This window comes from Streptomyces sp. SAS_270 (assembly GCF_052543295.1).
This window is the reverse complement of the sequence record NZ_JBMNDS010000001.1, coordinates 129,090-149,427: the sequence shown is the minus strand read 5'-3', so window position 1 is coordinate 149,427 and position 20,338 is coordinate 129,090. Positions and strand designations below refer to the sequence as shown.

The following is a 20,338-nucleotide window of genomic DNA, read 5'->3' as shown; positions in this document are numbered from 1 at the left end:
TGCGACCAAACTCAGGAGCGTGCAGCGCGCCACGCGGCGCGCTCGACTCAGCTCAACGACCCCAGCGAAGCCGCGTCGTACGCCGCCAGCTCGTCGTAGCGGCCCGCCAGGACCTTCGCCGCCCACTGCGGGTCCTGAAGCAGCGCGCGGCCGATGGCGACCATGTCGAACTCGTCGCGCTCCAGGCGGTCGAGGAGGTCGTCAATGCCCTTGACGGCGGAACCCTCGCCCTCGAAGGCCTTGAGGAACTCGCCGTCCAGGCCGACCGAGCCGACCGTGATGGCGGGCTTGCCGGTGATCTTCTTCGTCCAGCCGGCCAGGTTGAGGTCCGAGCCGTCGAACTCGGGCACCCAGTAGCGGCGGGTGGAGGCGTGGAAGGCGTCCACTCCGGCCTCGGCGAGCGGCGTCAGGATCGCCTCCAGCTCCTCCGGGGACTCGGCGATCCGGGCGTCGTACGCCTGCTGCTTCCACTGCGAGTAGCGGAAGATGACCGGGAAGTCCGGGGAGACGGCGGCGCGCACCGCGGCCACGATCTCCGCCGCGAACTTCGTACGGGCGACGGGGTCACCGCCGTACCCGTCGGTGCGGACGTTGGTGCCGGCCCACAGGAACTGGTCGATCAGGTAGCCGTGGGCGCCGTGCAGCTCGACCCCGTCGAAGCCGATGCGCTCGGCGTCGGCGGCGGCCGCGGCGAAGGCGCCGATGACGTCGTCGAGGTCGGTCTGCGTCATGGCCTTGCCGGTGACCTTGCCGCCCTCCTTGTGGAGGCCGGAGGGGCCGACGGCCGGGGCGTCCGCGAACGGCGGCTCGCCCGCCCGGCGCACCATGCCGATGTGCCAGAGCTGCGGCACGATCGTGCCGCCCGCCGCGTGCACCGCGTCGGCGACCTTCGCCCAGCCCGCGAGCTGCTCCTCGCCGTGGAAGCGCGGGATGCTGTCGCTCTGCCCGGCCGACTCGTGGCCGACGTACGTGCCCTCGGTGACGATCAGGCCGACGCCCGCGGCGGCCCGGCGGGCGTAGTACCCGCTCACGTCCTCGCCGGGAACGCCGCCCGGGGAGAACTGCCGGGTCATGGGCGCCATCGCGATCCGGTTCGGGACGGTCAGACCGTTGATGGAGACGGGCCGGGACAGGATCTCGGCCGCACGGCCGGCGGGGGCACTGAGGGACACGCGGAACTCCTTGGGACTTCGGGACTCACCGGGGGACATAACGCACGGTATGTGCGCATGCATCGACTCTCCCATGTCAACGGCTCCGCAGACCCCGGAATTCCGCCCGTATTCGCCGGTCGGGGTGTGATCCCGGATACGCCCGAGGGCGGTACCCCTTCCAAGAAGGGGTACCGCCCTCGGAACTGACAGACTCCGCCGATCCGTGAAGGATCAGAAGTCCATGTCACCGCCCGGCATGCCGCCCGGAGCGCCGCCCGCGGCGGCCTTCTCCGGCTTGTCGGCGATGACGGCCTCGGTGGTCAGGAACAGCGCGGCGATGGACGCGGCGTTCTGCAGGGCAGAGCGCGTGACCTTCGCCGGGTCGATGATGCCTTCGGCGATCATGTCGACGTACTCACCGGTCGCGGCGTTCAGGCCGTGGCCGACGGGCAGGTTGCGCACCTTCTCGACGATGACGCCACCCTCGAGACCACCGTTGACGGCGATCTGCTTGAGCGGGGCCTCCAGGGCCAGCTTCACGGCGTTGGCGCCGGTCGCCTCGTCACCCGAGAGCTCGAGCTTCTCGAAGACCGAGGAAGCCTGGAGCAGGGCCACGCCACCACCGGCGACGATGCCCTCCTCGACGGCCGCCTTCGCGTTGCGAACGGCGTCCTCGATGCGGTGCTTGCGCTCCTTGAGCTCGACCTCGGTGGCGGCACCGGCCTTGATGACGGCCACGCCGCCGGCCAGCTTCGCCAGACGCTCCTGGAGCTTCTCGCGGTCGTAGTCCGAGTCGCTGTTCTCGATCTCGGCGCGGATCTGGTTGACGCGACCGGCAACCTGGTCCGCCGAGCCCGAGCCGTCGACGATCGTCGTCTCGTCCTTGGTGATGACCACCTTGCGGGCACGGCCCAGCAGGTCGAGACCGGCGTTCTCCAGCTTGAGGCCGACCTCCTCGGAGATGACCTCGCCGCCCGTGAGGATGGCGATGTCGCCGAGCATGGCCTTGCGGCGGTCACCGAAGCCCGGGGCCTTGACGGCGACGGACTTGAAGGTGCCACGGATCTTGTTGACGACCAGGGTCGACAGGGCCTCGCCCTCGACGTCCTCGGCGATGATCAGCAGCGGCTTGCCGCCCTGCATGACCTTCTCCAGGAGCGGGAGCAGGTCCTTGACGTTCGCGATCTTGGAGTTCGCGATCAGGATGTACGGGTCGTCGAGGACGGCCTCCATACGCTCCATGTCGGTGGCGAAGTACGCCGAGATGTAGCCCTTGTCGAAGCGCATACCCTCGGTGAGTTCCAGCTCCAGACCGAAGGTCTGGGACTCCTCGACGGTGATGACGCCTTCCTTGCCGACCTTGTCCATGGCCTCGGCGATGAGCTCGCCGATCTGGGTGTCGGCGGCGGAGATGGAGGCCGTGGAAGCGATCTGCTCCTTGGTCTCGACATCCTTGGCCTGCTCAAGGAGGGCACCGGAGACGGCCTCGACGGCCTTCTCGATACCGCGCTTGAGGGCCATCGGGTTGGCACCGGCGGCTACGTTGCGCAGGCCCTCGCGGACCAGCGCCTGCGCCAGAACGGTCGCCGTGGTCGTACCGTCACCGGCGACGTCGTCCGTCTTCTTGGCGACTTCCTTGACCAGCTCGGCGCCGATCTTCTCGTACGGGTCCTCGAGCTCGATCTCCTTGGCGATGGAAACACCATCGTTGGTGATCGTGGGGGCGCCCCACTTCTTCTCGAGGACGACGTTGCGGCCCTTGGGGCCAAGGGTGACCTTGACGGCGTCGGCGAGCTGGTTCATCCCGCGCTCGAGACCGCGCCGTGCCTCCTCGTCGAACGCGATGATCTTGGCCATGTGAAGTGGTCCTCCCGGACTGGGGTGGAATCTCCAGGACCGCGCCCGCGCCCGCGACGGACGGCCTGCCGGCCTCGTGGTTCCTTGCCCCACTTGGCCTGCGAGCCTCACCGACCCGGTCCTCGTTATCACTCTCACCTTCAGAGTGCTAACGCCAATGATTAGCACTCGCCCCTGCCGAGTGCAAGCGGCTCGGGTTGATCCCCAGGTGAGCAGGGGGGCGCGTGCGCGGGGCGCGGGGCCGTCCGCCCGCATCCCTGGGCACGCCGAAGGGCTCGTACCCCTGGAGGTACGAGCCCTTCGTCACGTCGCTGTTTGTGTTCAGTCGGCGCGTGCTTCAGCCGGCAGCCAGTCGGACCATGTCCGCCTGCGGCCCCTTCTGACCCTGCGAGATCTCGAACTCGACCCGCTGGCCCTCTTCAAGGGTGCGGTAGCCGTCCATCTGAATCGCGCTGTAGTGGACGAATACATCCGCACCACCGTCGACCGCGATGAAGCCGTACCCCTTCTCCGCGTTGAACCACTTGACGGTGCCCTGAGCCATGCCTAACTCCCCTATTACTGGCCCTTGCACAGATCCACACTTCGTGGATCCGGGTCAGACCTCACCCCCCAACGGTTGGGGGTGTGCGCCGGAACGCGTCGACCGCGGCTGAATGTATCTGTCCAACTGCCGTCTGCAACAGGTCAATCGGACGAGAATTCTGGGCATGACCGATCGGGAAAATGCGGAGAATTTGCGCAGATTCAGGGCAAGTCGGGCCCCATAAATGCCATAAACGGCTAGAAATGATGGGGCACTTTGGCTGCTTCTTATCGGGTGTCGGGCGAGAACTCATATGCGCCCGGCATGAGGACGACTCGGAAAGCGAAGCAGGTTCCCCAACTGTACCGCGCTCAACCATACAGAATTGCCCCCTCCGTTTCTCTTACGGAGAGGGCAATTCGATGAACAATGAGTGACAGCCGTTACCGAAGGTAACGAAAGGGGCGGTCAGCCTCCGGCGACGGCCGGGATGATCGAGACGCCCGCGCCGTCCGGCGTCACCGTCTCCAGACCCTGCTCGAAGCGGACGTCGTCGTCGTTGACGTACACGTTGACGAAGCGGCGCAGCTTGCCCTGGTCGTCGAGAACGCGGGCGGCGATGCCTGTGTGGTTCTTCTCCAGGTCGGCGATGACGTCGGCGAGGGTCGCGCCCTCGGCGCTCACCTCGGCCTGGCCGCCGGTGTAGGTGCGCAGGATGGTGGGGATGCGGACGTTGACGCTCATGATGCGAGGCCAGCCTCTCGGAAGGAGTCCAGGTTCGGGCGGATGGTCGCGGTCAGGCCGGTGCCGGCCACCGCGTCCAGGGTCTTGAGGCCGTCGCCGGTGTTCAGCACGACGGTGGTCAGGGTCGGGTCGAGCAGACCGTTCTCGATCAGCTTCTTCGCGACACCCACCGTCACGCCACCCGCCGTCTCGGCGAAGATGCCCTCCGTCCGCGCGAGCAGCTTGATCGCGTCCACGACCTGCTCGTCGTTCACATCCTCCACCGCACCGCCGGTACGGCGCGCGATGTCGAGCACGTACGGCCCGTCGGCCGGGTTGCCGATGGCGAGCGACTTGGCGATGGTGTTCGGCTTCTGCGGGCGTACGACGTCGTGGCCGGCCTTGTAGGCGACGGACACCGGCGAGCAGCCCTCGGCCTGGGCGCCGAAGATCTTGTACGGCTTGTCCTCGACGAGGCCGAGCTTGATCAGCTCCTGCAGCCCCTTGTCGATCTTCGTGAGCTGGGAGCCGGAGGCGATGGGCACCACGAGCTGGTCGGGCAGCTGCCAGCCGAGCTGCTCGCAGATCTCGTACGCCAGGGTCTTGCTGCCCTCCGCGTAGTACGGGCGCAGGTTGACGTTGACGAAGCCCCAGCCCTCGCCGGCCGGGTCGCCGATCAGCTCGGAGCAGAAGCGGTTCACGTCGTCGTAGTTGCCCTCGATGCCGACGAGCTCGCCGCCGTAGATCGCGGCCATGACGACCTTGCCCTGCTCCAGGTCGTGCGGGATGAACACGCAGGAGCGGAAACCGGCCCGGGCGGCGGCGGCGCCGACGGCGCCGGCCAGGTTGCCCGTGGAGGAGCAGGAGAGGGTGGTGAAGTCGAACGCGCGCGCCGCCTCGATGGCCTGCGCGACGACGCGGTCCTTGAAGGAGTGCGTCGGGTTGCCGGAGTCGTCCTTCACGAACAGCTTGCCGGCGTCGACGCCCAGCTCGCGGGCCAGGTTGTCGGCCTGGACGAGCTTGGTCCAGCCCGGGTTGATGTTCGGCTTCTCCGCCACGTCGGCCGGGACGGGAAGCAGCGGCGCGTAGCGCCAGATGTTCGCGGGGCCGGCCTCGATACGCTTGCGGAGTTCTTCGGTGTCGTAGGCCGAGAAGTCGTACGCGATCTCGAGGGGGCCGAAACACTCCTCGCAGGCGAAGACCGGGCCGAGGGGCACACGGTGTCCGCACTCGCGGCAGGAGAGCGCCGCGGCGGGACCCAGATCGACGGAGTTCGTGGTGCCTGCAGTGGTGATCGTGGTGTCTACATCAGTCTGCGCAGCCATGGAGGCGAGGCCCTTTCTCCTCATCTTCCTCACGGCGCACTTCGCCGTGAGACGGATTTGGCACCTTCCCTAGTCGGGAGCCTCGCTGCGACGACGTCGATGACGTGCATGTCGTACGAGAACCGACTGGAGGGTTGCCGGGGCTTCAACGGGCCGTATCCCTCTGCCCCTCTGGATGAGCGGTATTCGATTGTTGATCTCTGCTACGCGGTGGCGACCCCCGACATGCGATGGTCATCCGCGTTGTTCAAGACTGTAACCGAAGGCCAGGACAGTTGAGATAGTCGTCCGAACCGCGAGATGGATCACATGGTCGAGGGATCATGGGGTCAGACAGTGAGGAGCCGCAGACTGTGCTGGAAGAAGTCGAGCGGTGGCTGAGTACCCGCTCCTGGTCCGTTTCCGACCGCCCGCTGCACCGGCTCGTCGCCGCGAAGCGCGCCACGAACTCCTCGGTGAGCGTCGTGCTGCCCGCGCTGAACGAGGAGGAGACGGTCGGTGAGATCGTCGCCGTCATCCGCCATGACCTGATGCACCAGGTGCCCCTCGTCGACGAGATCGTCGTCGTCGACTCCGGCTCGACGGACCGCACCTCCGCGGTCGCCGCCGCCGCGGGGGCCCGGGTGGTGCACCGGGACGAGATACTCCCGCGCATTCCGGCCGTGCCCGGCAAGGGCGAGGTCCTGTGGCGGTCGCTGCTGGTGACCGGTGGGGACATCGTCTGCTTCATCGACGCGGACCTGAAGGAGTTCTCGTCGGACTTCGTGTCGGGGATCGTCGGGCCGCTGCTCACCGAGCCCGGCGTGGACCTCGTCAAGGCGATGTACGACCGTCCGCTGGGCTCTGCCGCAGGTCAGGGCGGCCGGGTCACGGAACTCATGGCGCGCCCGCTGCTGAACATGCACTGGCCGCAGCTGGCCGGCTTCGTCCAGCCGCTCGGCGGGGAGTACGCCGCCCGCCGCTCCCTGCTGGAACAGCTGCCGTTCCCCGTCGGGTACGGGGTGGAGCTGGGCATGCTGGTCGACGCGCTGCATCTGGTGGGGTTGGACGCGCTGGCCCAGGTGGACGTGGGTGTGCGCAAGCACCGCCACCAGGACGGACAGGCGCTGGGCCGCATGGCCGCCGCGATCTACCGCACGGCGCAGCTGCGGCTGGCCCGCGGGCATCTGATCCGCCCGTCCCTCACCCAGTTCGAGCGGGGCAGGGAAGGCTTCGAGCCGCGCACGCACTCGGTCGACACCGAGGAGCGGCCGCCGATGGCGGACATCGCGGAGTACCAGTCACGCAGAGTGGCGTGATCGGGCGGTTGTATACGTCCTGCCGTACCGCTTCCGTACGTTTGAGCGTTTCCGAGCCGGGCTAGGTTGAGGCGTATGGCTTCTGCGCACGGTGCTCATCGGATTCTCGTCGCGTCCAACCGGGGCCCGGTCTCGTACTCGCTGGACGAGACCGGGGAACTCACCCCCAGGCGCGGTGGGGGCGGGCTGGTCTCCGGGCTCTCGGCGATCGGGCCGGACGCGGGCGCCCTGTGGGTGTGCTCGGCTCTCGGTGACGGGGACCGCGAGGCGGTGCGGCGCGGGGTCGGCGAGGACGGCGTACGGATGCTGGACATCGACGCCGACGTGCACGCGGACGCGTACAACGGCATCGCGAACTCGGTGCTGTGGTTCGTCCACCACCTGCTGTACCAGACGCCGCTGGAGCCCGTCTTCGACGCGGAGTTCCGGCGGCAGTGGGCGTCGTACGAGACGTACAACCGGGCGTTCGCCGAGGCGCTGGCCGACGAGGCGGCCGAGGGCGCGGCGGTGCTCGTGCAGGACTACCACCTGACGCTGGTCCCCGGGATGCTGCGCGAACTGCGCCCCGACCTCAGGATCGGTCACTTCTCCCACACCCCTTGGGCGCCGGTCGACTACTTCCGCATGCTCCCCGACGACATCGCCGAGCAGGTGCTGCGCGGCATGCTGGGCGCGGACCGGCTCGGCTTCCTGACGCGGCGCTGGGCGGACGCGTTCACCGCCTGCGCGGACGCGCTCGTGGGCGGGCTCGGCGGCACCCGGGTCGGGGTGCACGGGCTGGGCGCGGACGCGGACTTCCTGCGGGCCCGCGCGCACCAGGCGGACGTCGGCGAGCGGATGGCCGCGCTGCGCGAGCAGATCGGGCGGGGCCCGGACGGTGAGCGCCGCCGGACCGTCGTACGGGTGGACCGCACCGAGCTGTCGAAGAACATCGTGCGCGGGCTGCTGTCCTTCCGGCAGCTCCTGGACGACGAGCCCGCGTGGCGCGAGCGGGTCGTGCACGTGGCGTTCGCCTACCCCTCCCGGCAGGACCTCGCCGTGTACCGCGACTACACGGCCGAGGTGCAGCGCCTGGCGGATGAGATCAACTCCCGCTACGGGACGCCGGGTTGGACCCCCGTGGTGCTGCACGTCAAGGACGACTTCGCCCGCTCGCTGGCCGCCTACCGGCTCGCCGACGTGGCGCTGGTCAACCCCGTCCGGGACGGGATGAACCTGGTCGCCAAGGAGGTCCCGGTGGTCTCCGACGAGGGGTGTGTGCTGGTGCTGTCCCGGGAGGCGGGGGCCTACGAGGAGCTGGGCGAGGACGCGCTGACCGTGAACCCGTACGACGTGATCGGCACCGCGCGGGCGCTGCACGAGGCCCTGACGATGCCGGCGGGCGAGCGCGCGGAACGCACGAAGCGGCTTGCCGCGGCGGCGACTGCGCTGCCGCCGGCCCAGTGGTTCCTGGACCAGCTGCACGCGCTGGAGGCCCCTACAGCGGGCTGATGGCCGCCGCCAGGTCCGCCAGCAGCCGTACGACTCCCCCCGGGCCGTCGACCACCAGGTCGGCGCGCTCGGACAGTTCCGTCACCTCCGAGCTGCCGCTGCACACGAGCAGGCCCGGTACGCCGTCGGAGCGGAGTTTGTCGACGGCGGCGAAGGCGGGGAGGTCGCCGAGGTCGTCGCCGCCGTAGAGGACTGCTTCGGCGCCGAGTTCGCGGACGTACTCCAGCAGTGCGACGCCCTTGTCCATGCCGGGTGGGCGCAGTTCCAGCACCATCCGGCCGGGTTCGACGATCAGGCCGTGCCGGGAGGCGAGGTCGGCGAGGGGCTCGCGGAGGGCTTCGAAGGCGGCCTGCGGATCCTGGGCGCGGCGCGTGTGGACCGCCACCGCGCGGCCCTTCTCCTCGATCCAGGTGCCCTGCCAGGCGCCGATGCGGTCCAGGAACCCGGGCAGTTCGGCGCGTACGGCGGCGACGCCTGGGTGCGGGGCGGGGGCGCTGACGGTGGAGCTGACGGCGTCCCAGCGCTCGGCGCCGTAGTGGCCGAGGACGACCAGGTGCTCCAGGCCCGGCACGCCCGCGAAGCCGCCGTGGCGGACGGCGACGCCGGCCGGGCGGCCGGTGACCACCACGACGGCGGCGACCTTGGGGGCGAGGGCCGCGAGGGCGGCGACCGCGTCCGGGTGGGCGCGGGCCTGTTCCGGGTCGGGGACGATGGGGGCGAGCGTGCCGTCGAAGTCGAGGGCGATCACGGCGCGGTCGGGGGTGGCGAGGATGGCGTCCAGGCCGTCGCGGCCTGCTGCGGTCGCGGGGGTCGGGAGGGGATCTGTGTCTTCCGTCGGTTCCGTGGATTCCGTAGGGCTGCCCATACCGCCGACCCTATCCGCGCGATGCACCCGCCGGAGGGGTGCCGGGGTCAGCGCTCCGCCCGGCGGGCGTCGCGTATCCGGCGGAGGCGGTTGACCGTGACCGGGTCGTGGGCCAGCGCCCTGGGGTCGTCCAGGAGGGCGTTGAGCAGCTGGTAGTACCTCACGGGCACGAGCCCCAGCCGCTCCCGTATCGCCCGCTCCTTCGCCCCGGGCCCGCTCCAGCCCTGCCGCTCCATCGCCAGAATCCCCCGCTCCCGGGGGGTGAGCTCTTCCATGCCCGCACGGTATCGGCAGGCACTGACAAGGTCGGCCGGACCTGGGGCGAGGCGGCTACTCCGAGCTCTCCGCCACCGAAGCCGCGTTCTGCAGCTCGGTGAGGACCGAGGACGGGTTGCCGCCCGGGGCGACGGCCTTGCCTATGCCGGCCTTGATCTCGGCGCTGACGGCGGCCCAGGAGGTCTTGTCGACGGGATAGAGCTCGGCGGCGGGGAGTTCGTCGAGGAAGGGGGTGAGGTCCTTGTCCCTGGGGTCCTCGGCCATGGCCTGGGACGCCGACGTGGTCACCGGCAGCAGGTCGTACTCGCGGGAGAAGGCCAGCACGTTCTTCTCGCTGTAGACGAAGTCGAGGAAGTCGCCGGCCTGCTTGCGGTGGCCGTTCTGCTTGAACGCCATCATCCAGTCGGCGACGCCCATCGTGGACCGGGCCCGCCCGTCCACGCCGGGCATCGGCACCATGCCGAACTTCACGCCCTTGTTCGCGGCCATCTTCATCAGCGTGGGATGCCCGTTCAGCATCCCGACCTCGCCCCGCGTGAACGCGGCGAACGCGGCCGCCCGGTCGAGCTTCGCCGGCGCGACGGGCCCGGTGAGCCCCCGGTCGACGAGTTCGTCCTTGAGCCAGCTGAAGGTGGCGACGTTCTGCGTGGAGTCGAGGTGGTAGGTGCCGACGTCGTCGGTGTACCCGTCGCCCCCGCTGAGCAGCCACTGCATGGTCTCGGCCTGCGCCTCCTCGGGTCCCAGAGGCAGCGCGTACGGCGTCTTCACGCCCTTGGACTTCAGCACCTTCGCGTCGGCGGCGAGCTCGCTCCAGGTCTTCGGCGCGGTGAGCCCCGCCGAGGAGAACAGCTTCTTGTTGTAGAAGAGCAGCCGCGTCGACGCCGCGAAGGGCAACGCGTACTGCACCCGGTCCTTCTTGCCTGCCTCGCCGAGCTGCGAGACGAAGTCGGCCTGGACGGGTATGGAGAGCAGTTCGTCGGCGGTGTAGAGCTGGTCCCTGGCGGCGTAGTCGGAGTACGCGCCGATCTGCGCCAGGTCGGGCGCGTGCCCCGCCGCGACCATCTCCTTGACCTTGCGGTCGACGTCGGTCCAGGAGTAGACGCTGACCTCGACCTTGGTCCCGGGGTGGTCGGCCTCGTAGGCGGTGGCGAGCTTGTTCCAGTACTTCTTGGAGCTGTTGGCCGCGGAGTCCCCGTAGTCGGCGGCGACCAGCTTCAGGGTCACGTCCCCGGAGTCGCCGGAGCTGCCGCAGCCCGCGAGTGTCGCCGCCATGCTCATGGCGGACACCGCCGCGACCAGTCCTGTCCTGCGCGTCCTTGTCCCACGCGTCCCGCGCCGCTGCACCGCTCGTTCCCCAAACACTGTCCGCCACCACTGACTTTTCGAACTGTTGAATTGTTGAACTGTTTCCCAGACTTGTTGTCCAGACCAGTCGTCTCGCAGTTCGGACACAAGGTCTACACCACGTGAATGGACTAGACCTCTCCTGGGGTAAGGGGCGACACTGTCCCCCGTGAGACATGTCATCGCCCTCGATGTGGGCGGCACCGGGATGAAAGCCGCCCTCATGGGAGCGAGCGGCGCCGCGCCTTCCGAGGGGACACCCCCCGCTCCCCCCGTGCTGCACCGGGCCCGCCGCGCCACGGGCCGGGAGCACGGCCCCGACGCCGTCGTGGAGACGATCCTCGACTTCGCTGCCGAGCTGCGCGGCTGGGGCGAGGAGCACCTCGGTGAGCCCGCCGCGGCCGCCGGGGTCGCCGTCCCCGGCATCGTCGACGCCGCCGACGGCATCGCGGTGTACGCGGCCAACCTCGGCTGGCGCGACGTACCCCTGCGCGCCCTGGTCAGCGAGCGGCTGGCCGGCGTCCCGGTCGCGCTCGGCCACGACGTGCGGGCCGGCGGTCTGGCGGAGGGCCGGATCGGCGCGGGCCGGGGCGCGGACCGCTTCCTGTTCGTGCCGCTCGGCACCGGCATCGCGGGCGCGATCGGCATCGACGGCACCGTCGAGGCGGGCGCGCACGGCTTCGCGGGCGAGATCGGACACATCGTCGTACGCCCGGGGGGAACCCCGTGTCCGTGCGGCCAGCGCGGCTGCCTGGAGCGGTTCGCGTCGGCGTCGGCGGTCAGCCAGGCGTGGGCGCAGGCGTCCGGGGACCCGGCGGCGGACGCGGCGGACTGCGCCAAGGCCGTGCGGTCCGGGGACCCGCGCGCACAGCGGGTCTGGCAGGACGCGGTCGACGCGCTCGCCGACGGCCTGGTCACCGCGCTCACCCTCCTGGACCCGCGCACCCTGATCATCGGTGGCGGACTCGCCGAGGCGGGGGAAACCTTGTTCACACCGCTGCGCGCCGCCGTCGAGCGACGCGTGACCTTCCAGAAGCTGCCGTCGATCGTCCCCGCGGCCCTCGGGGACGCGGCCGGCTGCCTGGGCGCCGGACTGCTGGCCCGTGACCTGCTCGACGCCGTTTCCCACCCGACTTCGGAGGTAACCACCTGATGGCCCCTAGCAAGGTTCTCGCCGGTGCACGGGTGGTCCTGCCCACCGGGATCGTGGACGGCGGCCGCGTGATCGTCGACGGCACGCGGATCGTAGGGAGCGCGGCCGAGGACACCCCGACGCTGGACCTCTCCGGCCACTGGCTGGTCCCCGGCTTCGTGGACATCCACAACCACGGCGGCGGCGGCGCGTCCTTCACCTCGGGGACGGTCGAGGAGGTCCTCCAGGGCGTCCGCACCCACCGTCTGCACGGCACGACGACGCTCGTCGCCTCCACCGTGACCGGCGAGATGGACGGGCTGGCCCAGCGCGCCGGCCTCCTTTCGGAGCTGGCCGAGCAGGGCGACATCGCGGGCATCCACTTCGAGGGCCCGTTCATCTCGCCGTGCCGCAAGGGCGCCCACTCCGAGGCACTGCTGCGCCACCCGGACCCGGCGGAGGTCCGCAAGCTGATCGACGCGGCCCGGGGACGGGCCCGCATGGTCACGCTCGCCACCGAGCTGCCGGGCGGCATCGACTCCGTGCGGCTGCTGGCGGAGCACGGGGTGATCGCGGCGATCGGGCACACGGACGCGACGTACGAGCAGACGGTGGAGGCCATCGACGCGGGCGCCACGGTCGCCACCCACCTCTTCAACGCGATGCCGGTGCTCGGCCACCGCACGCCGGGCCCGATCGCGGCCCTGCTCGAGGACGAGCGCGTCACGGTCGAGTTGATCAACGACGGTACTCATCTGCACCCGGCCGCGCTGCAGTTGGCGTTCCATCACGCGGGCGCGGGGCGGGTCGCGTTCATCACGGACGCGATGGACGCGGCGGGCTTCGGCGACGGCCGCTACATGCTCGGCCCGCTGGAGGTGGAGGTGGCGGACGGCGTCGCGCGCCTCGTGGAGGGCGGCTCGATCGCGGGCTCCACGCTCACTCTGGACCGCGCGTTCAAGCGGGCGGTCACGGTGGACCGGCTGCCGGTCGAGGACGCCGTCGCCGCACTGTCCGCCAACCCGGCCCGCCTCCTCGGCGCTTACGACCGGGTGGGCTCCCTGGAGCCGGGCAAGGACGCCGACCTGGTGGTCCTCGACTCCGCGTTCGACCTCAAGGGCGTGATGCGCGGGGGCGAGTGGGTGGTCGATCCACAACTGGGCTGATTCGCCCGGGTTGTTGCTCTTGCACGTACTGTACGGCGGTCGGCCCGGGGCACTGGGCCGACCGCCGTCTCTTTGGCATGATCAGGGCGGTTACTGAAGGTGGGCCGTCGCTGGGAGGTGGGTCTCGTGATCCTCACGGTCACGCTGAACACCGCTCTCGACATCACCTACCGCGTCGGCGCCCTGCGGCCGCACACCTCGCACCGGGTGACCGAGGTGACGGAACGGCCCGGTGGCAAGGGCGTGAACGTGGCCCGCGTGCTCGCCCTGCTCGGTCACCGGGTGGCGGTCACGGGCTTCACGGGCGGCGCGACGGGCCGCGCCGTGCAGGACCGGCTCGCGCACACGCCGGGGGTGGTGGACGCGCTGGTCCCGGTGGCGGGTTCGACGCGCCGCACCATCGCGGTGGTCGACACCACCACCGGTGACACGACCCAGCTGAACGAGCCCGGCCCCGCCATAACTCCCGCCGAATGGTCGGCCTTCCAAGAGGCCTACGAGGAACTGCTGCGCTCCGCCTCGGCGGTGGCCCTGTGCGGCAGCCTGCCGCCCGGGGTGCCGGTGGGCGCGTACGCCGGGCTCATCCGCACGGCACGCACCCGGGGGGTACCGGTCCTGCTGGACACCAGCGGCGAACCGCTGCGCCGCGGGGTCGCCGCCCGCCCCGACATCGTCAAGCCCAACGCCGACGAACTCGCCGAACTCACCGGCTCCCACGACCCGTTGGAGGCCACCCGAAACGCCCGCCGCCGCGGCGCCCACACGGTCGTGGCCTCGCTGGGCGCGGACGGCCTCCTCGCCGTGAACGCACAGGGCCGCTGGCGCGCGACCCCGCCCCGCCACATCCGAGGCAACCCGACCGGCGCCGGCGACTCGGTGGTCGCGGGGCTGTTGTCGGGGCTCGATGAACGTCTGCCGTGGCCGGACAGACTGGCGCGAGCTCTGGCCTTGGCGGGGGCAGCGGTAGCCGCCAAGGCGGCAGGGGAATTCGAGCATGCAGTGTACGAGGAGCTGATGGGACAAATTTCAGTCATTCACGAAGATTCCGCGGCCTGAAATGCACTATTTCCACACCAGCAGTTCATCCCCTTTGACTTCACGCAGCAATTTTGAAATCATTGACGGATACATGTCAAAATATCGGAGGTGTCATGAAAAAGCTCCTCACCACGGCGGCAGGCGTGGCGAGTTCCGCAGCACTTATCGGCCTTATCGCGGCCACCCCAGCGGCGGCTCAGGACGTTGACAGGTGGTGCAGCACAACTGGCGCTAGCGGCGGCGTGACCGTCTACAACTACGATCAGGCCACGGACCATATCGCCCTCACCATGAATGCATACGACGGTCTTGCTGATGGTCACCACGCCAGCGTCCGCCTACTCACGAAGAACTACGCCGGAACCATCAAGTACTGGCCGTGGCACGCCAATTACTATGGCGTGGGAACCAATGCGAATTGGGACACGACCGCGACAAACAGCAGCGGCATCCATGATGTCGGAGTGCAGATAGCCAGATTCGAGGGCAGCACCCTCCTCAATTCCTGCACTGACTGGAACTCTTAGTAAACGAGACAGCCCCGGAAGTTTGAAACCGCCTCCTCTCTGAGAGGAGGCGGTTTCAAATTTGGCGGGTCAGCTGTCGACCCAACCCTTAACCAGCCACAGCTGGTCGAGGTTCGCGTCGCACTGGTTGCCCTGCTCGCAGGAGATCTTGATCTCGTTGGTGCCCTTGTTAAGCTGGATCCAGTTGTAGGAATGCGTCCAACCCTTTTCATAGTCACCCTCTGGCGCATTCGCCCAGTTCTTTAGGTCGACGGGCGTGGTCGAGGGCTTGCCGTTGACCGTGAGCGTGGCGTTGGCGTCCTTGCCGGGCACCCCGTAGCCGACGTACAGCGTGTACTTGCCGCCCTTGGGGATGCCGCTCGGCGTCCAGGTCACGCTCGCGCCGACCTGGTTGAAGTTGGTGACGTAGATACCGCCGTCCGACTTGGCGCCGGAGATGTCGGACGCCGTGGTGACGAGGTTCAGCTTGAGGGCCTTGGCATCGGCCTTTGGCAGCTCCGCGTCGTCGTCCGCGGCCGCCGTCGTGGAGGACTGGCTCGGCTCCGCGCGCTGGGACGCCGTAGGGGTAGCGCCCGCTTCGCCGCCCTTGTCCTTGTCCGAGTCGCCGCCGAGCATGGCGACGCCGATGCCGATGACGACCGCGGCGACCACGGCGATGGCGCCGATCAGGAGGCCCTTGGTGTTGGGGCCGCGCCCACGCCCGCCGCCGTCGTCCATCGGCACCTGCCGGGTGGTGTCCGCGCCGCCGGGCATGGTCTCGGGTGCCGCGTAGTGCGCGTTCGGCTGGCCGTAGGGCTGGGGCTGCTGGGGCACCTGCTGGCCGTACGGCGTGGTCTGGGCTGCCTGCTGCTGGCCGTACTGGCGCTCGCCGACCGCCCGCCCCCGGTTCATCGAGCCGGGGTAGCCGTAGCCGCCGCCCCCGCTGGGCGGGGTGGCTCCGTTGGCCTGACCATCGGCGTACAGATAGCCGAACGGGTCGTCTTCCTCGGGCGTGCTCGCGCCGTTGTTGCCGGGCGTCATCGAACTCCTCCTGCATCGACACCGGCGGCTCGGGCCGGGGAATGTCCGTACTGTTCTTCCTCTACGCGAATGGCATAGCCATAGCCATCCGCGCGCTGGAGCAGCCGCACATATTGATGGCCGATACCTTGCACAATGCCGCTCCGTGTGCGGATGTTGAAGCGTCCTGACGCTCGGACGGCGACTCGTCCCGTATGCGTACCGGCCTTAATTCCGGCTGGCACGATCGCGCGTACGAGATCGCCTGTTTGAAAGCCATGATGTGACTTGATACGTGGCAGTGCGAGACGAGGGAACCCGTGCTTGTCAGTGCGAGTGCGCGCGTAGCTGCCACGCCCAGTAGCGGTGGCGATCAACACATGCGACGGGTAACGCACAATGCGGCAATTGGATTCCACCTCACCCACCGCCAGAGCATCGAGCGTATGAGACTTGGCCAGGCCGTTCACGACCCGGTTGCGCTTCGTCCTACCTCCGGACCAGCACGAAACCGGGCGCCCGAGGCCGTGAAGCAGGTCAGCGAGCCGGTAGCGCGTGGCGTTCATCACAGCCGCATCCCGCAGAGGGATTTTGGCCTGCTGTTTGAGCTTCGCGACGACTGAAGGCTTGCCCATCAGGAAGTCATCGATCGAACGGGACCCCTTGGCCTGGTTGCAGGGCGCGCACGAGAGCGTGAGATTCGAGACGCGGTTCGAGCCGCCACTGGCCTTGGGCTGCATGTGCTCGATCTGCAAGGGAACACCACTCCTCCCGCAGTACACGCAACACCGTCCCCACTTCTCAAGCAGGTAGTGGCGCAGTTCATACCCTGCGAGAGTTCCTTGCTGGTATTCAGCCCCGGTCAGATCCCGTCCAGCTGACATGGCATGAGTGTCGAAGGCGACCCGCTCGACGTGGACTTCGGTCAGGGGAGCCAGCCGCGCAAGTCGCTCCACGTGAGACCAGGCCGTGTCGATCCTGTGCTGCAGAGAAGGAGGCAGCCAACCATCGGAGCGGCGACGGTTGTCGAAGCGGGGGGCGCGGTATCGCGTGTTTGCCACGCGGCGACGCCTTCGATAGCTCGCGCGCTGCTCCATGCTCTTTCGGATGGCGCCGCCACGGTGCAGCAGTTCCACGGCGTACAGCCCTCGCCGAAGAACGATGACCTCACCGGGAGCGGCCGCAGCCCGTGTGATGTCATCGGTTACCGCGATGCCCGTCGCCTTCGACCCAGGGTCGATCCGAACAACCACGCCAGCCACTTCGGAGTTCTCAACCAGGCGGTCCTTGATGCGAATCGTGAAAGGGGTGTACCGGGCGACAACGGCCCGGCCCTTCCGCAGCAGTTCGCGAGCCCGGGCTGGGTGGCAGGGCATCAGCGGGCACCCCTTGCGGTCCAAAACGAACACCCTGGGTGCTCCTGCGCCAGATCCTGGTGGCTCGCGCAACCCCGGTATGTCCAGTGCCTCATTGTCGTGCAGCATGTGGTCCTCGTTGATGGTGCCGTCGTCACCGACAGCATGTTCTCCAGCACTCAACGCAAGGTGAGTGCGGTGTGACTCCCGTTCGCGAAGGTGATCGCGCCACGGGTATCCCCTCGCCCATGTCCCGTACCGGCTTCCCCGCCCTTGTCGGGCAGAGCCCCGCACCCCGTTTCGTCTCTGCTCCCGGAGGTGTCTGCAGGCACAGGTTCCAGAGCAGGCTGCTGAGGAAGCACAGCCTGGTGGGTCGATGTACCTGTACGGAACGTAGCCATCAAGGTCACCCCCTCATCGGCGACGGCTCGGGCTGGTCACTCAGAACTCACCCCATGAATGTGGAACGAACTCCGGCCCGTACGGCCGCGGAGCGAGTGACCCCTTGGTGCTCCTTAATGCGCAGGAGCCTACCCGCTCTCGCTGGCCCAAACGGGTGGCCTTCACCGCATCGACTCACTGACCTGCGGGGATCTGCGGGTTATCCCGCCCGCCTGTGCTGTTTGGGACGAGAACGTTTCTCGACGTACATCCGCTCGTCAGCGGATTTCAACACTTCGTCCGCCGTCATGCCGCAGTGTGCCCATCCGATGCCGAAGCTGGCGCCGACCCGCATGGCGCGTCCGTCGACCCGGATGGGCTGGATGATCTCGTTGCGCAGCCGCACCGCGAGGTCCTGGGCGTCGGCTCGGCCTAGCCCGTCGGCGAGGACCACGAACTCGTCGCCGCCGAGCCGGGCGACCGTGTCACCGTCGCGGACCTGCCTGCTCAGCCGCCTGGCGACCTCGATCAGCACCTCGTCGCCCGCGTTGTGCCCGAACCGGTCATTGATCGACTTGAAGCCGTCGAGGTCGCAGAAGAGCACCGCGAGGCCCTTGGTGCCGTCGTCGCTCTCGCCCTCGGGCGCGATGGTGTGGACGTGGTGGTCGAAGGCGCCGTACGCCTCCGCGCCGGTCCGGAAGTCGAAGCCGTGCCCGTGCGGGTCGACGGCGGGGTGCGTCTCGGCGTACTGCGCCTGCCCGTGGCCGTACGCCGCGTCCAGCGACTCGACCGCGCCGAGCTGCGCGGACGTCGGGCGGCGGCAGAGGCGGGAGCTGAGCCGGGAGCGCAGCTCGGCCGAGTTCGGCAGGCCGGTCAGGGAGTCGTGCGAGGCGCGGTGGGCGAGCTGCAGCTCGCGGCGCTTGCGCTCCTCTATGTCCTCGACGTGGGTGAGCAGGAAGCGGGGCCCGTCGGCGGCGTCGGCGACGACGGAGTTGCGCAGCGACACCCACACGTAGGTGCCGTCGCGGCGGCCGAGGCGCAGCTCGGCGCGGCCGCCCTCGGCGGAGGTCCGCAGCAGGGTGCCTATGTCCTCGGGGTGGACGAGGTCGGAGAAGGAGTAGCGGCGCATCGCGGAGGCGGGGCGGCCGAGCAGCCTGCACAGGGCGTCGTTGGTGCGCAGGATCCGGCCGTGCTGGTCGCCGCCCATCTCGGCGATGGCCATGCCGGAGGGGGCGTACTCGAAGGCCTGGCGGAAGGACTCCTCGCTGGCACGCAGGGCCTGCTGCTCGCGCTCCAGACGGACGAGGGCGCGCTGCATGTTGGCTCTCAGGCGCGCGTTGCTGATCGCGATGGCGGCCTGGAAGGCGTACATCTGCAGGGCTTCGCGCCCCCAGGCGCCGGGGCGCCGCCCGTTGCGCGGCCGGTCCATGGAGAGCACGCCGATCAGCTCGCCGCACTTGCCGCCGGAGACCCCGGGGGTGTACATCGGCGCGAAGAGTCGGTCGGAGGGGTGCCACTCGTCCTCGAAGCGGGGCGCGGGGCCGTCGGTGTACCACTGCGGTACGTCGTCCTCGTCGAGGACCCAGCCCTCGGTGTGCGGTATGAACCGCAGGTCGCCCCAGGCCTCGCCCATGCTGAGCCGGCGGTCCCAGGAGGCGCGCGAGCCGACGCGGCCGGTGATGAGGGCCTCTGCCGCGGAGTTACCGGCGAGGGCGGCGACGACGAGGTCGCCGTCGGGGCGTACGAGGTTGACACACGCCAGCTCGTAGCCGAGGCCGTTGACCACTCCGTCGGCGACGGTCTGCAGTGTGTCGGCGAGGCTCCGGGCGGTGTTCATGTCCGCCATCACCTGATGCAGTTGCCGCAGCGTCGTCAGACGGACGTACGGCTCGGACTCGGTCTCCATGCGCCCTCCCCTCGAGACGTCGCAGCAACTCCAGGGTGCTCTCCGGCGTACTACTCGTTCTCTCCGGTGCTACTCCGGTACTGATCAGTAGCCACTTGCCAGCTTCTCGCCCAGCTTCGTGCAGCGTCCCCGCCACTGAATCACAGCGCGCTGCCCACTCGGTACACAGGGTCAACAAAATATGGCTCCTGTGACTCAAGTCACAGGAGAACGTGAACAATTGAGTGGAGTTTCTGTGTTTTCAGGTGCGTTTACTGAACGCGGTTTGGGCGACTGTGCGAATGCTGTGAGTGAGTGTGCCAGTTACGGTTCGCCCGTCACGGGGGAGCCTTCCTCCTCTGGTCCTAGGACCCGGCTCGGGCCGACGGCCGATGTGGCGCACGCCTGGCGGACACTAGCGTTTCCCCGTGCTGAAGACTCCCCCTGCCGCTCCCCCCGCCCCGGCCGTGCATGCTGAGGGGGTGAGCAACGACGAGTTCCGCGCCGCCATGTCCCGGCTGACCGCGGGCGTGGTCCTGGTGACCGCCCACGAGCCGGCGCTGGACCCGGACGGACCCGGTGGCGAGGACGTCGGCATGACCGCGACGGCCTTCATGTCCGTCTCCCTGGACCCGCCCCTGGTCATGGTCAGCCTGCGTGAGGGCTCCCGGATGGACGACCTGCTCGCCGAGCAGCCCCTGTGGGCCGTCTCCGTGCTCGCCGAGAGCCAGCGCCACATCGCGGGCCGCTTCGCCATGAAGGGCCGCATCAGCGACCGCCTCCTCTTCGAGGACATCCCCTGCGTACGCGGGGCGGCGGCCGGGGCTCCGCTGGTGGGCGGCGCCCTGGCGACCCTGGAGTGCCGCACGGAGCAGCGGGTCGAGGCGGGCGACCACACGCTGGTCATCGGGCGCGTACTGACCGCGGCGGTGCCGAGCGCGAACGGCGGTCCGCTGGCGTACTTCCAGGGCAGGTACCGGCAGCTCGGCTAGCCGG

At 69.2% G+C, this 20,338-nt stretch carries 18 protein-coding genes and 1 riboswitch; of the genes, 7 read left to right on the top strand and 11 right to left on the bottom strand.

The genetic code is table 11. The annotated features are described in order from the left end of the window. Positions 1-47: 47 nt before the first annotated feature. The 5 genes from ACN6LB_RS00775 to thrC form a co-directional block, all read right to left on the bottom strand. The gene (locus tag ACN6LB_RS00775; protein WP_445024100.1) at positions 48-1,211 is read right to left on the bottom strand and encodes an NADH:flavin oxidoreductase; all 1,164 of its coding nucleotides are present in this window, start codon (positions 1,209-1,211) and stop codon (positions 48-50) included. 174 nt (positions 1,212-1,385) lie between these two features. After that, the gene (gene groL / locus ACN6LB_RS00770) at positions 1,386-3,011 is read right to left on the bottom strand and encodes a chaperonin GroEL (protein ID WP_356142173.1); all 1,626 of its coding nucleotides are present in this window, start codon (positions 3,009-3,011) and stop codon (positions 1,386-1,388) included. Between the two features lie 337 nt (positions 3,012-3,348). Beyond that, positions 3,349-3,555, bottom strand: coding sequence for a cold-shock protein (locus tag ACN6LB_RS00765; protein WP_005486335.1), 207 nt, complete (start codon positions 3,553-3,555; stop codon positions 3,349-3,351). 450 nt (positions 3,556-4,005) lie between these two features. Beyond that, positions 4,006-4,281: a MoaD/ThiS family protein gene (locus ACN6LB_RS00760; protein ID WP_356142176.1), complete on the bottom strand. Its 276-nt coding sequence runs from the start codon at positions 4,279-4,281 to the stop codon at positions 4,006-4,008. Beyond that, positions 4,278-5,585 carry a threonine synthase gene (thrC, locus tag ACN6LB_RS00755; RefSeq protein ID WP_356142178.1) on the bottom strand — a complete coding sequence of 436 codons (1,308 nt, stop codon included), beginning with the start codon at positions 5,583-5,585 and terminating at the stop codon, positions 4,278-4,280. The genes ACN6LB_RS00760 and thrC overlap by 4 nt, the downstream gene beginning before the upstream one ends. A 17-nt stretch (positions 5,586-5,602) precedes the next feature. After that, positions 5,603-5,767, bottom strand: a riboswitch (SAM riboswitch). A 171-nt stretch (positions 5,768-5,938) separates the two neighbouring features. Here thrC and ACN6LB_RS00750 point away from each other — a divergent pair. Together ACN6LB_RS00750 and ACN6LB_RS00745 are read left to right on the top strand one after the other, a co-directional pair. After that, positions 5,939-6,883, top strand: a complete 945-nt coding sequence (locus ACN6LB_RS00750) for a glucosyl-3-phosphoglycerate synthase (RefSeq protein WP_356142180.1) — start codon at positions 5,939-5,941, stop codon at positions 6,881-6,883. Positions 6,884-6,958: 75 nt separating this feature from the next. Continuing rightward, positions 6,959-8,374 (top strand): alpha,alpha-trehalose-phosphate synthase (UDP-forming), encoded by a 1,416-nt coding sequence (locus ACN6LB_RS00745; protein ID WP_445024099.1) that lies wholly within the window; start codon positions 6,959-6,961, stop codon positions 8,372-8,374. Here ACN6LB_RS00745 and otsB read toward each other — a convergent pair. The 3 genes from otsB to ACN6LB_RS00730 are packed head-to-tail and all read right to left on the bottom strand — an operon-like array spanning position 8,361 to position 10,793. Continuing rightward, the gene (otsB, locus tag ACN6LB_RS00740; RefSeq protein WP_445024098.1) at positions 8,361-9,239 is read right to left on the bottom strand and encodes a trehalose-phosphatase; all 879 of its coding nucleotides are present in this window, start codon (positions 9,237-9,239) and stop codon (positions 8,361-8,363) included. The genes ACN6LB_RS00745 and otsB overlap by 14 nt on opposite strands. Before the next feature lie 47 nt (positions 9,240-9,286). Next, positions 9,287-9,514, bottom strand: a complete 228-nt coding sequence (locus ACN6LB_RS00735) for a DUF3263 domain-containing protein (protein WP_356142186.1) — start codon at positions 9,512-9,514, stop codon at positions 9,287-9,289. 55 nt (positions 9,515-9,569) lie between these two features. Next, positions 9,570-10,793 (bottom strand): ABC transporter substrate-binding protein, encoded by a 1,224-nt coding sequence (locus tag ACN6LB_RS00730; protein WP_445024096.1) that lies wholly within the window; start codon positions 10,791-10,793, stop codon positions 9,570-9,572. 235 nt (positions 10,794-11,028) lie between these two features. On the opposite strand from ACN6LB_RS00730, the gene ACN6LB_RS00725 reads away from it, so the two are divergent. The 4 genes from ACN6LB_RS00725 to ACN6LB_RS00710 all read left to right on the top strand — a co-directional run bounded on the left by ACN6LB_RS00725 (position 11,029) and on the right by ACN6LB_RS00710 (position 14,722). Next, entirely contained in the window at positions 11,029-12,012 is a 984-nt protein-coding gene (locus tag ACN6LB_RS00725) for an ROK family protein (protein ID WP_445024095.1), read from the top strand. Continuing rightward, entirely contained in the window at positions 12,012-13,157 is a 1,146-nt protein-coding gene (gene nagA, locus ACN6LB_RS00720) for an N-acetylglucosamine-6-phosphate deacetylase (protein WP_445024094.1), read from the top strand. The genes ACN6LB_RS00725 and nagA overlap by 1 nt, the downstream gene beginning before the upstream one ends. A 126-nt stretch (positions 13,158-13,283) precedes the next feature. Further along, positions 13,284-14,213, top strand: a complete 930-nt coding sequence (locus tag ACN6LB_RS00715; protein WP_445024093.1) for a 1-phosphofructokinase family hexose kinase — start codon at positions 13,284-13,286, stop codon at positions 14,211-14,213. Between the two features lie 95 nt (positions 14,214-14,308). Next, positions 14,309-14,722 (top strand): hypothetical protein, encoded by a 414-nt coding sequence (locus tag ACN6LB_RS00710; protein ID WP_445024091.1) that lies wholly within the window; start codon positions 14,309-14,311, stop codon positions 14,720-14,722. 69 nt (positions 14,723-14,791) lie between these two features. Here ACN6LB_RS00710 and ACN6LB_RS00705 read toward each other — a convergent pair whose 3' ends face one another. From ACN6LB_RS00705 to cdgB, 3 genes are all read right to left on the bottom strand, one after another. Then, positions 14,792-15,742, bottom strand: coding sequence for a carbohydrate-binding protein (locus ACN6LB_RS00705; RefSeq protein WP_445024090.1), 951 nt, complete (start codon positions 15,740-15,742; stop codon positions 14,792-14,794). Further along, entirely contained in the window at positions 15,739-17,130 is a 1,392-nt protein-coding gene (gene iscB / locus ACN6LB_RS00700; protein ID WP_445024089.1) for an RNA-guided endonuclease IscB, read from the bottom strand. The genes ACN6LB_RS00705 and iscB overlap by 4 nt, the downstream gene beginning before the upstream one ends. A gap of 547 nt (positions 17,131-17,677) precedes the next feature. Further along, a complete protein-coding gene (gene cdgB / locus ACN6LB_RS00695) occupies positions 17,678-19,363 on the bottom strand; it encodes a diguanylate cyclase CdgB (RefSeq protein WP_445024087.1) in 1,686 nt (561 codons plus the stop codon). 488 nt (positions 19,364-19,851) lie between these two features. Between cdgB and ACN6LB_RS00690 the strand changes: the two genes are divergently transcribed. Then, positions 19,852-20,334: a flavin reductase family protein gene (locus tag ACN6LB_RS00690; RefSeq protein ID WP_356144016.1), complete on the top strand. Its 483-nt coding sequence runs from the start codon at positions 19,852-19,854 to the stop codon at positions 20,332-20,334. The last annotated feature ends 4 nt before the right edge of the window (positions 20,335-20,338 follow it).